Annotated in this window: 13 protein-coding genes and 1 CRISPR repeat array; all 13 genes read left to right on the top strand. The window is 53.9% G+C overall.

The features are described 5' to 3' along the window. Positions 1 to 2: 2 nt before the first annotated feature. The 13 genes from cas10 to THEPK_RS06455 all read left to right on the top strand — a co-directional run bounded on the left by cas10 (position 3) and on the right by THEPK_RS06455 (position 15,900). Positions 3 to 2,354 carry a type III-A CRISPR-associated protein Cas10/Csm1 gene (gene cas10, locus THEPK_RS06515; protein WP_042699737.1) on the top strand — a complete coding sequence of 784 codons (2,352 nt, stop codon included), beginning with the start codon at positions 3 to 5 and terminating at the stop codon, positions 2,352 to 2,354. A gap of 96 nt (positions 2,355 to 2,450) precedes the next feature. Further along, positions 2,451 to 2,849, top strand: a complete 399-nt coding sequence (gene csm2, locus THEPK_RS06510; RefSeq protein WP_232194546.1) for a type III-A CRISPR-associated protein Csm2 — start codon at positions 2,451 to 2,453, stop codon at positions 2,847 to 2,849. After that, on the top strand, positions 2,849 to 3,733 hold the full coding sequence (gene csm3 / locus THEPK_RS06505) for a type III-A CRISPR-associated RAMP protein Csm3 (RefSeq protein ID WP_342764006.1): 885 nt from the start codon (positions 2,849 to 2,851) through the stop codon (positions 3,731 to 3,733). Before csm2 ends, csm3 begins: the two co-directional genes overlap by 1 nt. Beyond that, positions 3,733 to 4,572 carry a type III-A CRISPR-associated RAMP protein Csm4 gene (csm4, locus tag THEPK_RS06500; protein ID WP_042699733.1) on the top strand — a complete coding sequence of 280 codons (840 nt, stop codon included), beginning with the start codon at positions 3,733 to 3,735 and terminating at the stop codon, positions 4,570 to 4,572. Before csm3 ends, csm4 begins: the two co-directional genes overlap by 1 nt. Further along, positions 4,569 to 5,807 carry a type III-A CRISPR-associated RAMP protein Csm5 gene (gene csm5, locus THEPK_RS06495; protein ID WP_042699730.1) on the top strand — a complete coding sequence of 413 codons (1,239 nt, stop codon included), beginning with the start codon at positions 4,569 to 4,571 and terminating at the stop codon, positions 5,805 to 5,807. Before csm4 ends, csm5 begins: the two co-directional genes overlap by 4 nt. Further along, positions 5,804 to 7,075 carry a CRISPR-associated CARF protein Csx1 gene (csx1, locus tag THEPK_RS06490; protein ID WP_042699728.1) on the top strand — a complete coding sequence of 424 codons (1,272 nt, stop codon included), beginning with the start codon at positions 5,804 to 5,806 and terminating at the stop codon, positions 7,073 to 7,075. Before csm5 ends, csx1 begins: the two co-directional genes overlap by 4 nt. Then, a complete protein-coding gene (locus tag THEPK_RS06485) occupies positions 7,076 to 8,398 on the top strand; it encodes a hypothetical protein (protein ID WP_042699725.1) in 1,323 nt (440 codons plus the stop codon). Beyond that, entirely contained in the window at positions 8,385 to 9,368 is a 984-nt protein-coding gene (gene cas7i / locus THEPK_RS06480; protein WP_042699722.1) for a type I-B CRISPR-associated protein Cas7/Cst2/DevR, read from the top strand. Before THEPK_RS06485 ends, cas7i begins: the two co-directional genes overlap by 14 nt. 1 nt (position 9,369) lies before the next feature. Further along, positions 9,370 to 10,053 (top strand): CRISPR-associated protein Cas5, encoded by a 684-nt coding sequence (gene cas5, locus THEPK_RS06475; protein WP_042699720.1) that lies wholly within the window; start codon positions 9,370 to 9,372, stop codon positions 10,051 to 10,053. A gap of 461 nt (positions 10,054 to 10,514) precedes the next feature. Then, a CRISPR array of direct repeats spans positions 10,515 to 12,028; the repeat unit is 29 nt; unit sequence GTTTCCGTAGAACGTAATCGTGTGGAAAG. 70 nt (positions 12,029 to 12,098) lie between these two features. Then, positions 12,099 to 13,052 (top strand): type I-B CRISPR-associated endonuclease Cas1b, encoded by a 954-nt coding sequence (cas1b, locus tag THEPK_RS06470; protein ID WP_042699718.1) that lies wholly within the window; start codon positions 12,099 to 12,101, stop codon positions 13,050 to 13,052. After that, entirely contained in the window at positions 13,052 to 13,309 is a 258-nt protein-coding gene (gene cas2 / locus THEPK_RS06465) for a CRISPR-associated endonuclease Cas2 (RefSeq protein ID WP_042699715.1), read from the top strand. The genes cas1b and cas2 overlap by 1 nt, the downstream gene beginning before the upstream one ends. Continuing rightward, entirely contained in the window at positions 13,309 to 13,809 is a 501-nt protein-coding gene (gene cas4, locus THEPK_RS06460) for a CRISPR-associated protein Cas4 (RefSeq protein WP_042699714.1), read from the top strand. Before cas2 ends, cas4 begins: the two co-directional genes overlap by 1 nt. A gap of 3 nt (positions 13,810 to 13,812) precedes the next feature. After that, entirely contained in the window at positions 13,813 to 15,900 is a 2,088-nt protein-coding gene (locus tag THEPK_RS06455; protein ID WP_042699712.1) for a CRISPR-associated helicase/endonuclease Cas3, read from the top strand. Positions 15,901 to 15,919 lie beyond the last annotated feature (19 nt).

The raw sequence follows: 15,919 nt of genomic DNA, 5'->3' as shown, positions 1-15,919 counted from the left end.
GAGTGGATTTTTATAAGTTTGTGTCTCTCGGCGGCCTCCTCCACGACATAGGCAAACCCGTCCAGAGGGCGGGCATCTACTCGGGCGACCACTCCGAACAGGGGGCGAAGTTCCTGCGCGACCTGGCAAAGAGTACAGGGCGGGACGAGTTCAATCTTCTCTCGCTCTTCTCGGAGTTCCACCATCTCTCTAAGATGGACGAGGGAACCATGAGGGCGAAAATCCGGGAGCTTTCGCCGGAGCGCTTCGGCCTTACGGAGGACGAAGTCCTCGACGCCCTCTGGATAGTCTATGAAGCGGACAACCTATCATCGAGGGAGAGGGAGGAGGGAAAGCCCCAATCACTGCGCCTGATGGGGTCGGTGTTTAGCCCAAAGCGACATTATCCACTGGCCAGACTTGAGCTCGGAGGAAATGGGGATTCTCCCAACAGGCTCCCGGTACCGGAAACGGGAGTGGTAGTAAGGGCCGAGAACTACAGAGGCATGGTCAAAGAGGTATGGACGACCCTCTCCGAGGCACTTCTCAAAATCGACAGACTGCTCCCGGTTCTTGAGAAACACCTCACCTTCGTCAGCTCCTTCACCGCCGAGGGGAACGTGATCTCACTCTACGACCATATGAAGATGACGTCAGCGATAGCGCTCGCGATGGCGAGGGCGGGCTGTAGGAGGGAGGACGTGAAGTCAGGGAAGTGCAGGAAGGAGGAGCGCTTCCTCCTCATCGAGGGTGACTTCTCCGGCATTCAGGACTTCATCTACGGCGTGAGCGGCAGGGGGACGCTCAAGTACCTCCGCGCGAGGAGCGCCTACCTCGAGCTTATCGGCTGGGACGTCGTGCTTGAGGTGCTCTCAAGGCTCGGCCTCACGAGGGCCAACGTCGTCTTCAACGCGGGCGGCCACTTCCTCATAATAGCCCAGAACACGGAGGAAGCGGTTAAAGCACTTGAGGAGATAAGAGTGAAGGTCTCCGAGTGGCTCTACCGCAACTTCGATGGCAAGCTCTACCTCGCCCTCGAGTGGGAGCCGATAGCCGGGAAGGAGCTCGGAAGGGAAGGGGTCAATAACCTCTTCAGCGAGGCCCGGAGAAGGCTCAAGAAAAAGCTGAACATCAGAAAGCTCCGCCGCTTTGAGGAAGTCAAGGACATCTTCGAGGCTCCAAAAAAGGCTGAAAGGCTCGAGGAATGCCCTGTCTGCGGCAGGGAAGTCGCTAAGCTTGACCGCTTCAAGTACTCGGACGACCCCGAGGCCAGGGCCTGCGACAGGTGCAACGAGCTTGCAGAGCTCGGGGAAAAGCTCCCCAAGATCGGTGGATTCATCCTCGACAGGAGCGAAGCGAGAGGGGCCATAACGACGGGGCCCTTCAGGTACTTCATACCCTACCAAGGCGGGGGAGCAGGGGGAGAGGCCCTCCTCCTCAAGAACACCCTCGACGTTCCAGAGGGTCTCCCGGAGGATGTGACCTTCATCCCGTACCTCGTCGCCGACTACTATAAGAGGGGCGAGAAGGGAGTGGCCACTTTCGAGGAGCTCGCTACTGCCTCCCTTGGCACGAAGAGGATAGGAGTCCTTAAGGGAGATGTCGATAAGCTCGGTGAGTTCTTTGGTGGTATGGACAGCCTCTCAAAGCTCGCCACAGCTTCTCGCTTCATGGACTACTTCTTCAAGGTTTACCTCAAGGGGATAATCCACGGAAAGTACGTGGGAGAAGTCCCTCTCCTCAACCCTCCCCTCAAGCCCTGGCCGGATGAGCCGGATATCGTTGTAGTCTACGCCGGTGGAGACGACTTCTTCATAGTAGGGGCATGGGAGCAGGTCTTCGAGCTCGCCTTCAGGATTAGAGAGGCCTTCAGGGCCTACACGGGAGAGGGAAGGACAATCTCAATGGCGCTCGGCTACTTTGATGAAAAGACCCCGATCTACAGGATGGCCGATGTAGTAAGCGAGCGCCTCAGCGTTGCCAAGGACGAGGGGAGAAACAGAATCCACGTGATCGAGAGGACAAGACCCAACGCCGAGAACCACTTCCTCAGCTACACGTGGGACGAATACAGGGAGCTGTGGAGGAGCTATGCTGAAAAAATCTACGCCGGAAATGGGAAGCTGAGTAAGGGACTCGAAGGGAAAAATTCTCTCCTCTGGAGGATTCTCCAGTTCAGGGAGCTCTACGTCCGTGATCCTTCCAGCGTGAGGTGGGCGTACTTAACGGCTTACCTCCTTGGGAGGCACGAACTTGGAAACCTCTTCCCCGAGCTTGTGGGGATAGACGTTAGGAGGTTCCAGGCCGGGGAGCCCCAGCCGATATACTCCGTTGACGGAGTACTCAAGGTTGTGCTCATGGCCGTTAGGAGGTGATTGTGGATGGGCTTCAATTATTCCCGGGAAAGAACGCCGCATGGGCAGAGGCCCGGAGGCTTCGGCTCCAGGCCTCAAAGAAATGAGTCCACCCCAGTGGATAAGATAAAAGCAACCTCGAAGGACTTTTTGAAGTGGACGCCCCAGGAGAGGCTTCAAAATGCCATGGAGCTTGGCCGTTATCTCTCTCAAAACCTGAAGACAAACCAGATACGCAGGGTTCTTGAAACCGCACGCCGTGTTCACTTGTCACTCAAAAGGGAGGGACGTGGAGAGTTCATCGATGACGTCGTTAAGATGCGCTACCTCTTAGCTTATGCCGTTGGAAAGGAGACTAACAGGTACAAGAAGGATGCCCTAAAGACGCTTTACGATGTCCTTGACCCGATGCTCGAAGTCATCATGAACAATCCAACGCCCGAGAATTTTGAAGTCTTTTACGACTTCCTTCAGGCCGTTGTGGCCTACCACAAGTTTTACGGAGGCGGTGACTGATGGTTATGAACCGCAACTTTTACGGGAAGCTTGTAATTAGGGGAAGGATAAAGGCCGTCACCGGGCTCCACATCGGGGCCCAGAGGGAGACCTCCGAGATAGGCGGCATAGACAATCCAGTCATAAAGGACCCCCTTATCGGCCTGCCCTACATCCCCGGTTCATCCCTCAAAGGCCGTTTAAGGTCGCTGTTTGAGATATTCGTCAACTCCAAGCTCGGCGAGTGGAAGGAGAAATACTCATCCCTCGCCTCGTACTCTCCCGGTAGCTGCAGAGAAGAGGGAGAGAAAAACTGCGGCAAGTTCTTCAACAGGCCGATAAACAAGGGCTGGATACACGTGTGCCCCGACTACTACAAAGCCTACAACTGTCCAGTGTGCAGACTCTTTGGTGCAAGCGGTGATGAGAGCAACTTCCCATCGAGGGTGATAGTTAGGGACGCTTTTCTCACGAGGGAATGGGAGTCCAAGTGGAAGGCAGGGCAGGAGTTGCTGGAGGCGAAGATCGAGGTTGGCATAGACCGCGTTACATCCCAGGCAAATCCGAGGACAAACGAGCGCGTTGTTGCGGGTACGGAGTTCGAGTTTGAAATGATATACACCATTGAAGACTCCCAGCAGTGGGAGGACGATGTTGAGAACCTCCTCACGGCGATGGCCCTCCTCGAGGACAGCTACCTCGGAGGCTCGGGTTCGAGGGGCTACGGCAAGGTGAAGTTCATCTTCGATGGCATAGAGTTCAGGAGCGCCGACTATTACAGGGCCAAAAAGGAGGCCCTGCCTATCCCGGTGGGATCTAAGGGAGTTAGAGATGTGCTTGGGGAATTCGAGAGCCTCTTTGGAGGGATAAGGGAAGAGCTGAAGAGCAGTCCCGGTGAAGGGTGATGGAGCTCAAGGCCATCAAGCTGAAGCTCAGGGGGCCTCTCACAGGGATTCCCCACGCTGACACGCTGTTCGGGGCAATGGCCACGGCCATTGGAGCGCTATACGGCGGGGGGGCGATAGGCGAGTTTGCGGAGCTGTTCCAGAGAGGAGCGAGGATAAGCTCGGCCTTCCCCTACGATGGAGAAACACTCTTCCTCCCAAAGCCGCTCACCGCCGACCTATGGCTCTATGGCCGTGAGAACATCCCCGACCTCAAGAGACTCAAGAGCGCGAAGTACCTAACGCTTGAAGACTTCGAGAGGGCCCTAAACCTGGAGCCCTTCGCCTACACTGAAATGCCCTATAAGATCGTCGAGATGCCGAAGGTGGCCCTTGACAGGATGACCAACAACTCCTCCCTCTACTTCTGGGAGGAGGTTCGCTTCAAGCCGAACGCGGGGGTTTACTTCTTCTATCAGGGCGACGAGAAGATGTTGAAGGAGTTCATAGAGCCCGCCCTGAGGTACCTCGGCGACAGCGGGCTTGGAGGCAAGGGCACGTGGGGCTACGGCATCTTCGACTTTGAAATTGAGGAAATCGAGATAAAGGTACCGCAGGGGGAGGCTTTCGTAACGCTCTCTAACACCCTTCCAACGAAAACTCCGCTCCTCTGGAGGCTTCTCAGGAAAGGCGGCTGGACATCTTGGGGCAGAAAGCCAAAGATGAACTTCGTCGAGGAGGGCTCGATAATAGAGGACGACCCCGGAAGGATGGAAAAACTAACGGTCGGCGGAAAAGACATTTACGTCTACGGCTTCAGCTTCCCGATTCCAGCGAAGCTCCCGGAGGGATTGGTATGAGGCTTACGGTTCTTTCCCCCATCCACATCGGCGATGGAAGCGAGCTCACCGCCGTGGACATATATCCCTCCCACGAGAAAATCTTCGTCCTCGACACAGCAAGGCTCACTAACGATCTGCTCTCTCTCGGCGTCTCAATCGAGGAGATACTCTCGCTCCTCAAAAACCCTCCCGGTGACTACTACGTCTTCAAGGGCTACATAGACGAGTTCAAACTCCGCGTTGAGGACTATACTCTCTACTCCCTCCCGATCATCGGCAAGGAAGGCAAGGAGAGCATGAGGATAAAGCGCTTCATCAGGACGGACGGGAAGCCCTACATCCCCGGTTCCTCAATCAAGGGGGCAATAAGGACGGCCGTGCTCTACAAGGTTCTTAAGGAGTGCGGGGACAGCGGAACGGCCATGGAAGTTATCCGCAACATGGCGGGGAAAGCGGGGGGCAAGAAAAGGGAAAACGTTGAGCATCTCATAAATGCCATAGGGAGAAACACCACCCTGCTGGAGTACTACATCCACTACCTCGACTCCCAGCTCAGGCGGAGCGAAGAGCGGAAGGGGAGGTTTGATCCAAAGAGTGCCGACGACCTTCTTGAGGCCATTGTTTTCGGGATGGAACCTACATGGAACTTCCCGGGGATCGGGTACGAGCCCAAGCGCGACCCCATGCGCGCCCTCGTTGTCAGGGACTCCGGACCAATTGGGAAGAAGCACCTCGCGGTCTACCGCGTTGAAGTGGTCGGCGCCGAGAACCCAATTCCCATCTGGGTGGAGGGCCTAACGCCTGAAGCCAGCACGGAGGTCGAAATCCGCTTTGATAGGGAGACCCTCAGGCTGAACAGGGACTACTTCAACGGGCTCCTCTGGGAGTGCCTGAGCAACTACGGAAGGCCGGAGGAAGTTTTCGAGGACTTCCTCTGGGAGGCCGTTGAGGAGTTCTACGGGAGAGTCATCGAGGAAGAGATGAGGAACTCTTCGAAGTTCGGGGCTTACAAGCGGAGCGTTGAAGACTTCTACCGGACTCTTCCTGATGGAAAAAGACTCCGCCTCGGCTGGGGAAGCGGCTGGATCTCGACAACGATCGGCCTTCTCCTTAAGGGAGAGAGGCGCTGGGAAGAGATAAGGAAGAGGCTCAGGCTCGGCATGAAGCCAGGTGGTGGAAGCGTATCGGCCAACTTCCCGAAGACGAGGAGAATAGCCGACGGAATGCCAATGGGGTGGGTGACGCTTCAATGAAGCTTTTGATAGCTTCCTGGGGCGACTTTGAGAGGTGGAAGGAGACTAAGTACCGCTTTGGTGACGAGAGGCTCAGCAACGCCTCCACCCTCCCCATACTCCAGAAGGTCATCGAGCCGGACTGGACCGTTGTTGTTCTCCCGGACACCCTTGGGAGGAACTTCTCCTCGTACGAGGACCTCAAAGAGGACATAACGGGGAGAATCGGGAGCTTCTTTGAGCACATCGGGGTTGGCCGGGAAGTTGACGTTCTGATAGTTCCAGGAGTGGGGACGTTTCCCAACGGCTCCTTCCAGGGAAGTGCCCTCGACGTTTACTACACTGCTCTTTACTACTTCTCTACAGTAGTGCCCTCAAACGAGCCCCTCGAGGTTCACTTCGACTCCACCCACGGCCTCAACTACATCACCTTCCTCGTCTACCGCGCCCTCAAGGACATCCTCGGCATAGCGGCGCTTAGAAACCCCGTGAGGTTCAAAGCCTACAACTCCGACCCCTACGTCCCAAACCTCAGCAGGGAGCTTTCCATAAACGTCATAGAGGAGGCCATGATCGAGCCCCACCCCCTCTCAGAGCCTCTGCCTGGGAAAAAGGAGTACCTCCTAAACCATGGGATGGAATGGGGAGACTATGGGAAATTCCTTTCAGAGCTGGAACATCTCAACCGGATCATCAAAAGCCTCAAGCTATACAACATCTGGATAGCCTCGCTCATACACGGGCTCCCCCTTGCTTTTGCTTCCTATTACCCCGATGGAGAAGAGGTGAACGGCGCGATAGAGGAGATCTTTGAGCTTTACAGTCGAGCCGTGGAGGTCGGGGAGAGGGAAGTGAAGCGAAAGCTCGCCCTCGGTCCGGGGTTTGGGGGCCTCGTAAAGCTTTCCTTCCAGCTCAAGGTCACAGAGGATCTTCCAAAGGGAAGAGAAATGAGCTTTGAGGGGCTGATGGCAGTAACCCAAGCGCTCTTCCGGGGGAGGGCAAAGTTCTCGACGGAGGAGGAGCTCCACAGGCTGTCCCGAGCGGTTCCACCGCTAAAGGAATGGAAGCTCTTGGCGGAGGTTTTCAAGGAGCAGGGGAAGAACCCCAACCCCACGGTTGATCCCAGGAACTTCCTGGCGCATGCGGGCCTCGAGGCCAACATGATAGAGGTCAGGAGGGAGGATGAACTCTACTTCCGGTACACGGAGAAGAAAGTGAGGTACAACAACAAATCCGTTCCACCCACCGACGCCATCGCGATGATAATAGAGAAAGCGTGGGGTGGTTGAATGCTCGATGCTTACCTAAAAAACGGCGAACTATTCCTCCGGGAGATGGGGATAGATGAGGTAAAACCAGAAATCATTGAGGAGAGCTACCTGCTGCCGGTCTCGGAGATGGCCAACGGAGCTCCCGTTGATTCTGACTCAGATGCCATAGCACTCCTCAGGCACTTTGGCTTTGAGCTCTCCGGAAAGACGAAGGAAATCCTGCCAGCGCTGATAAACGGGAAAAAGGGTACCTGCTCCGTCTGTGGGGAGAAAACTGATGCTGTTCCCAATAGAGCATTCATATTCCCATTCGAGCGGAAGATAGATTCAGTCGTGGACGAGGGAACGAGGCTCCACTTCTGCATTGAACATGCCTTCAAGCTCTACTCCGCGATGGCCTACCTCTACACCGTCCCGGTTGGAGGCTCAACGCTCCGCTTCTTCTTCGACGCCCCGGAGAGCGAGCTAAGACGCTTCAAGAGAACCTTCAAGGACGACTTTTGGATGGAGAACTTCAAGGTCACGGCCGAGACGAGGGACGGAAAGAAAAGGTACTCCATAGGCGTTAAGCTATCGCTCAGCAGGTATCACCCGAACGAGGCCTTCTTTGCCGTTCTCCACGAGTTCGTCAAGTTCCTCAAGAACAGAAGGATGCTGAAGGAAACAGTTGAAGTTGGAAGAACCGTCAGGGCCTACCTCATCTACGGCTCGGGCCAGATATACAGGGAGAGAACGATAGAGGGCACTACCCTTGAGAGGCTCATCGGCTTCATTGATAGAATTCAGGAAGCAGGGAAGGAGACGAACTGGGGAAAGCGGCACCTCGAAAGGAGAGATTCAGCGGTGGTGCTCTTCTACGAGATGCTCGAGGTACCTCGGGGAAAGGACAGGGCAAAGAACTTCCTCGAGCGGGAGGAGTTCATCTCAAAGCTCCTCTCGGGAAGGTTCGATTTCGTTCTTTTGAACAGGATTTTCATGGAGCGGGTGAAGAACAAGCTCCCGCTCCCGGCCTACTACCTCACCTGGGCCCGCTCCTACTTTGAAGCATTTGGGGGTGATGTAGTGGACAAGGAGACCTTTGAGAGGATTAACGGGCTCGGCTACGCCCTTGGGAAGGCCATGAAGGGCACGAACCTTGAGCGCTACCAGTGGGAGCTCTTCAGGGCGAGGGGCTTTGAGGAGTTTGTGAACAAGCTCGTTGAGCTCCAGGCGAAGCTTGAAACAAGCCTCGACCTCAGGCCAGTCTACGAGAACCGCGATGAGTGGAAGGTGGTGAAGGCGATCCTGCTCAACGGAATATTGAACGCTCTCCACGGGGGTGAAAGGAATGAAGGCAATTGAGGTAGTTACCCTAACCAAGGTTGAAGGTGCAAACCTGAACTCGAACGGCACCGAAGGGGTGATAGCGGTCCTCAAGAAGCTGCGCGATCCCGTTGATGGAAGGGAGTACGTCAGGGTGAGCGGCCAGAGTGTCAAGTACCACCTGAGAACCCTTTTAAAGGAGCTCGGGTGGGAGCTGAGCCAGGTCGTCCCCAAGAGCGAAGGTGGCCAGAAGGTCATAGTTTCACTCGGCGAGCCACAAAACTATATAGACGACGACCTCTTCGGCTACATGATAGCCAAGAAGGTCGATGGAAAGAACGCAACCCTGAGGAGGACGGCCGTCGTCAGGACGAACGGCATGGTATCGCTCTTCCCATACCAGGAGGACAGGGACTTCGGAGTCCGCTACGACCCGAGCGGGGACAACCACAACATATACGAGACGGAGATAACCACCAACGTCATGAGGGGCAACTTCTTCATAGAGGTTGACAGGCTCGGCGTTTTCAAGGAGGGCCTTGAGGTTCCGAAGCTTGAGGGCCTTGAGGCTAAAAAGGAGAAGGACGCCACTGGAAAGGAAGTTACGCTCTACGTCCTCCCGAAGGAGGAGAGGGAGAAGCGCCTGAAGGCACTGCTTGAGGCGATAATGCAGTACCATGGCGGCGCTAAGCTGAGCAACTTCTTCACCAAGGTCTATCCCGAGGTAATGGTGGTCGCCCTGCTGAGGCATAAGATACCTGTCATCGGCGATGCTCTTCGCGTGAAGCCCGGCTACGTTGACGGAAAGCTCGTCCTCGACGTCGACCTCCTCAAGGAGACCGTGGAGACGTTTGAAAACAACATAGAGAGGCTCTACATCGGCCTCTTCGAGAACCGCTTCGCCAACGTGGACGAGCTGAAGAAGGCCTTTGAGGGAATGGAGAAGGCAGAGGTTCTCAGCATGAGGGAGCTGAGGGAGAGGATAGAAAAGCTTGAGCTCGGTGAGTGACGTGCTGGGCCTCGTGGTTGAGGTAAGGCCCCTGCAGGCGCACTTCAGGATTCCATACAACTCCCTCCTCCTCGACAGCTATCCCTTCCCTCCGAGGACGACGGCGATAGGAATGCTCGCGGGGGCAATGGGTCTGTCCGAGGAGGGATTTAGGAGGCTCCTACGCGAGCTCAAGTACGGCGTCATCGTTCAAGACCCCGGTGCAAGGGTTGAGGAGACGGCGGCGATATTCAAGAGCGTGAACTCTCCTCTTTATCCCATAACCAAGGTGCTCTTCCACAGGCCCCACTACAGGATGTTCTTCGCGGGCGACGAAAAGCTGATAGAGAGGGCCTATGATTCACTCCTCGATCCGGTCTTCACTCCCTACGTCGGGGACAGCGAGAGCCTCCTCTATCCGGCAAAGGGGGATTGGGCGAGGCTTGTTGAAGTTGAGGAAGGGAGCGAAAGCACGCTGAGGAGCATCATTCCGGCTGAAGAGTACGCTAAGGGCGCGAGGTTCCTCGTGATTAGGAGGAACAACCTGACGCCGAGGGAGTACAGAGTGCCGATGGACTTCACCTACAGCGGGAAGGATAGGAGGGCAGTTTATCAGAGGGTCATCGCCTTCGCCGGCGGCTTCGTCGAGCTTGCCAATCCGGTAAGCGTGCTACTCTTCGATGGGGAACCGGTTTTCGTGTTTTGAAGCTCTTTTTTCCTTCTTGTTCGTCCTTTGTTTTTGGTTTTAACTGCTTTGAAAAGTGTACACGAGGTTTAAAATGCTCGGAAGGGTTTTCGTTTTCTGTTTACCCTGTCAGTGGTAAGGCTTTGCCAAATGGATACGTTTGACGGAGAATGCATGGAAAGTCCCGGATAAGCAAATTGCGTGAAGTCCGTAGAGTTTGAATGGTTGAAAGGGTTTATATGACCATGGATTTTGTTTTCAATGGTTCTACCGCCCACAGATTTGCTAAATTTGGTTTCGATTTTTGGGAGGAGGTTTTCGGGTGCTTTAAGGTAAGCGGAGACGATTTAGTGCTTTTTGGCGGCTTTTTCATTTTTGCATCAAGTTTATAAATGGAGCGCAGTGCTACGGGTTTCCAGAGAAAGCCTTAAATAGGAGTTTGAAGATTACCTTATTTGTCAATCAGAGGAAAAAAGTGAAAGGTTTCCGTAGAACGTAATCGTGTGGAAAGGAAATCTAGAAAGAGATTTGAAATCATCGACTGGCTTTCTGTTTCCGTAGAACGTAATCGTGTGGAAAGATGCCCTCCTCGCTTATGTTGCAAGATGCTTCGTCCAGTTTCCGTAGAACGTAATCGTGTGGAAAGTCACAAAAGTTAGCACAACGTCGCCGTGTGCAGTGTCCAGTTTCCGTAGAACGTAATCGTGTGGAAAGAAGTAACCCCTGCCAATATGCAAAATCCTCTCTGAGGTCTGTTTCCGTAGAACGTAATCGTGTGGAAAGTAGGAGGTGGAAGAATGAAGTTCTTAAAGAAGATCTGTTTCCGTAGAACGTAATCGTGTGGAAAGATCATAATGTACTCATTCTCCCCACCAATGCGCATCCCGTGTTTCCGTAGAACGTAATCGTGTGGAAAGCTTCTTCTTAGTACCGCTTTTTCTTCTTTCGTCAAAAATTTAGTTTCCGTAGAACGTAATCGTGTGGAAAGCCCTCCTCAAACTTAAAACTCCCTTCTCAAGCCTTGTGGGTTTCCGTAGAACGTAATCGTGTGGAAAGATGAACTTGAGTATCTTGGACTTGAGTACAAGTGCAAAGTTTCCGTAGAACGTAATCGTGTGGAAAGGAAACATAATATTCATTGACAACCATGCGGAGGTGAAGTTTCCGTAGAACGTAATCGTGTGGAAAGTGGAACCTGAACCCCCAAAACCAAAGCATACAAAGCCGTTTCCGTAGAACGTAATCGTGTGGAAAGATCTTATTTCCGTTGATGTCTTCACCTTCTATTTTCGTTTCCGTAGAACGTAATCGTGTGGAAAGTGTTATAGTACAGCAAGTCTCCCTTCTTCTTGATCTCTGTTTCCGTAGAACGTAATCGTGTGGAAAGCCATAGTAAACCCTGAAAGTGTATAACTTTGAATTCTCTAGAACCGTTTCCGTAGAACGTAATCGTGTGGAAAGTTTTTTATTGGAAAACATAAAAGGAGGGTTGGAAAATGGGTTTCCGTAGAACGTAATCGTGTGGAAAGGCGGTTCGTGTTTTTCTAAAATAACTTCCCCCTTATAGGTTTCCGTAGAACGTAATCGTGTGGAAAGACCAACCGGCGTAAATACTGCGGTCCCGTCTTCCTTGAGTTTCCGTAGAACGTAATCGTGTGGAAAGATTCATAAAAATATTCTGCCAACTCGTCTGGGCTGCACGTTTCCGTAGAACGTAATCGTGTGGAAAGCTTTTCATTTATCCAGTCTTGATAGCCCGAGAGTGAGGTTTCCGTAGAACGTAATCGTGTGGAAAGAATCTTGCGGTGTCGTTAGTGATGTTGGTCGTAACGCGTTTCCGTAGAACGTAATCGTGTGGAAAGCGCTGTATATATGCGCTTGGCGTGTCGTGGGTTGATAAACGTTTCCGTAGAACGTAATCGTGTGGAAAGAACGTCTGTGAAATTGTGTCTTCCAACAACTACAAAGTTTCCGTAGAACGTAATCGTGTGGAAAGAACAGGTGATGCTTTTGGGCTGGCGCATGGTCAGGGAGGTTTCCGTAGAACGTAGTCGTGCGGTGGTGCTATGAAGAAGCCCGTGTACATAACCCAGATGGGCGTCCTCGAGAGGAGGGGCAACACCCTCTTCTTCGAGAACGAGAACGGTAAGAAAGCCATACCCGTGAACTCTACGAGTGAGGTCTACTGCTTTAAACCCGTGACGCTGACGAGCGGGGCCATAAAGCTCCTCTCCGAGAAGGACGTTCCTGTACACTTCTACAACAAGTATGGTTATTACAGAGGCTCTTATATGACGGTCGAGGACCAGGTGAGCGGGAGCGTTGTCATAAAGCAGGCGGAGCACTATCTCGATGAAGAAAAGCGCCTCTACATAGCAAAGCAGTTCGTCGAGGGCATAAAGGCCTCAATGCTCGCACTCCTTAAATCCTACCGCGCCGATGCCTCGGCAATTGAAGGGATTCCCGTCGATGGAGAAAGCCCGGCCGAGCTCATGGGCGTTGAAAGCACCCTTTGGAAGGAGTTCTACGCCCTCTTCGGCTCTCTCCTCAAGAACTTCGAGTTCAGAGAGAGGAGCAGAAGGCCGCCGAAGGACGAGGTCAACGCCATGATAAGCTACGGCAACTCCGTCCTCTACACGGTGGCCCTCTCGGAGATAAGGAAGACCTACCTCCATCCGGCCATAAGCTTCCTCCACGAGCCCCTAGAGAGGAGGTACTCCTTAGCACTCGACTTTGCCGACATCTTCAAGCCAATAACGGTCTTCCGAGTAATTTTGCGGCTCGTAAATAGGGGAAAGATAAGGGAAGAGCACTTCGAGAGGGACGCTGGAGTTATGCTTAACCGCGAGGGGCTGAGGGTTTTCCTTCCGGAGCTCAACGGCGAGCTTGAGAGAAAAGTCCTCCACCCGGGGCTCAGGAGGAACGTCTCCATTAGGTACCTCATCAGGCTTGAGGGGTACTCCCTTGTTAAGCACATCTTTGGAGATAGAACTTACACCCCCCTGCGGGCGTGGTGGTGATGTACGTCATCGTTGTCTACGATGTTGACGTTAAGAGGGTAACAAAGGTTCACCGCTTCCTCAGGACCCACCTCCACTGGCGCCAGAACAGCGTCTTCGAGGGGGAGGTGACGGCGGCACAGCTCTACGAGATAAGGAGAACGCTTGAAGACCTCATTGAGGATGACGACTCCGTTCTAATCTACGAGCTCCCGGGTTCAAACTTCACGCTCCACGTAATTGGAACCGACAAAAGCCCTTTGGGGGAGGTAATCTGATGGGGGAATGCATCAGAATAACCGGCGTGATGGTGCAGTACTACTTCGCCTGCAGGAGGGAGCTTTGGTTCTTCTCACGGGGCCTCAACTTCGACTTCGACAACGACGACATGCTCATAGGGAGGATGATCCACGGCGATGCCTACCAGCGGGACTGGAAGGAGGTGCTTCTTGAGGGGGCGAGGCTCGACGTCGTGAGGAAGAGAGATGGCCTCCAGGTCATCGAGGTGAAGAAGAGTTCAAAGCTCGAGGAACCTGCGAGGTGGCAGCTGAAGTACTACCTCTACCTCCTCCTGAAGGCTGGAGTTAGAGCTAAGGGCCTCGTTTCATACCCCAAGGAGGGTACCGCCGAGGAGGTCGAGCTGACGGGGGAAGACGTTGGGGTCCTTGAGGAGGCTTTTAAGGGAATCGAAAAGGTTATTTCCCTCGAGAGCCCACCTAAAGCGGAAAAGAAGCCCTACTGTAAAAGATGTGCCTACAGGGACTTCTGCTGGGTGTGAGCCATGGAGTGGGAAGATCTTATAAGGCTCATGAAGAAAAAGAGGGCAAAGCCGGATAAGAGCCTCTACGAACACTCAAGGGGAGCGGAGGAGATAGCGAGGGAGCTGCTCTCAAGGATACCGCACGATTCCTCCCTTGAGCCCTGTCTTTTGAGACACGTCTTCCTCCACGACCTCGGCAAACTCGACGACAGGTTCCAGGCGAAGCTTGATGGGAAAATCAGGAAAGCCCCACCGCACGCTTACCTTGGAGTAGAGCTCGTCTCCGCCTTCCTGGAGTGTGATGAGCCCTTCAGGAGCATCGCGCTCGCCTCTATCCTATCACATCACTCCGACCTCCACCAGGCCCTCTACGAGCGGGAGATGGATAATGGAGAAAGGCTGATAGTTGATGGGGAAGCGCTTTCCGACCCGTCCGACTTCGCCTGGGAGATTAGGGAAAGAATCATCGGAGGAGAGCTTGAGGATAATCGCTTTGACTCCATCACCATCCGCTCAACCTATACCTTGTTCAACGGCCTTCTTCGCGTTTCGGACTGGCTTGAGAGTGCGGGAATGAAGGCTGAAACCTACCACCTCTCGGGGGAGTGGGTTAGGGAGGGGACGCTCTCCTATCTGGAGGCAAATGGGTTTTCTCCTAGGGACTACCAGCTGGCCGTTCTTGGAAAGGGTGGTGGATACTTCAGGCTCCCCACCGGGGACGGGAAGACCGAGACGAGCCTTTTGGTGACTCCCGATGGTGTGGTTAAGCTCGTCTACTCCCTTCCGACGATAACCACCACAGAAGCTATGAGGAAGCGCTTCGAGAAGATGTTCGGAGACAAAGTTTCTTTCGCCCACAGCCTTCTGTTCCTGAGTCTCTACTACAGGGGAGTACTCGACGAGAGACTTCTCCACCGCTACGCCATGAAGCCGGTCTTCGTTTCCACAGTCGATCAGGTGCTCTTAGCTTTCCTCAACTACCCCCGCTTCTCGGTGAGGGAGTTCGCCCTGAGGGGCGCGCACTGGGTGATAGACGAGGTTCACGCCTACAGCCCGTACACGCTCTCCCTCATCCTGGACGGGATTGAGTACGCGAGGAAACACCTCGGGGCTGAGGTAACGGTCATGTCCGCCACGCTGCCCTCTCTCCTCGCGGAGGAGCTCGAGAAGAGGGGTCTAAAACCACTGATTCCGTTCAAGAAAGTTGAGGAGAGGTACTCCTCAAGGAGGAGGGTTGAAGTGGCTGTTAGGGGTGAACCCCTCCTCAACGCGGTGGACGAGATTGCCAAGGCGAGGGGAAAAGTGTTAGTCGTAGCTAACACCGTCACGAGGGCGAGGGAGCTCTACACGGAGCTGAAAAGGAAGAGGAAGGACGTTTACCTCTTCCACTCCCGCTTCACCAACGAAGACAAGAGGAGGAAGATGGAGCTAGTTGAAAAGATCGAGAGCGGAATCCTCGTGGCGACGCAGGTGGTTGAAGTCTCACTTGACATTGACTACGACGTCCTGTATACAGAGGTCGCCCCAATTGATGCCCTCATCCAGAGGTTCGGGAGAGTTAACAGAAGGGGACTAAAGAGAGGGAAAGCCTTTATATTCGAGCCTGAGGGGGAGAAAAGCTATCTTCCCTACGATAAAAAGAGCTTCGAGGCAAGCGTTAATCTGCTCGGCGAGCTTGAAGGAATTGGAAGCGAGCTCCACCTTCTCAAACTGAACGACAGGTTCTACGAAGAAATCTGGAGCGGATTTGAGGGGGCCATAAGTCAACACTGGTTGAAGAGGAAAACCCTGAAAACGCTGTCCAGGTGGAGGGGGAGCGAGGACTGGCTCTCGACGAGGGACACCTTCATTAGCCTCCCGGCAATCCCAAGACCGTTCTTGGATACTGCCCTTGAGTACGCTTCGAACTGGGAAGAGCTGAGCGATGAGGAGAAGCTGAGGACTACGATATTCGTCATCGAAAAGACTGTGAACGTTCCGATATGGGTGCTTGACGAGGCCAAGTTCTTCAGCGAAGACCTCTACGATCACTTTGGGGTCTTCGGCCTAGAGATGGGGTATAACAGCGAAGTCGGCATAATAGAAGGAGAAAGAGGGGTGGTGTTCTGAATGTCCTTGTGCTCTTTGC

Source organism: Thermococcus sp. PK, from assembly GCF_000430485.1.
GTDB lineage: Archaea > Methanobacteriota_B > Thermococci > Thermococcales > Thermococcaceae > Thermococcus_A > Thermococcus_A bergensis.
This window is presented reverse-complemented; position numbering and strand designations above follow the sequence as displayed.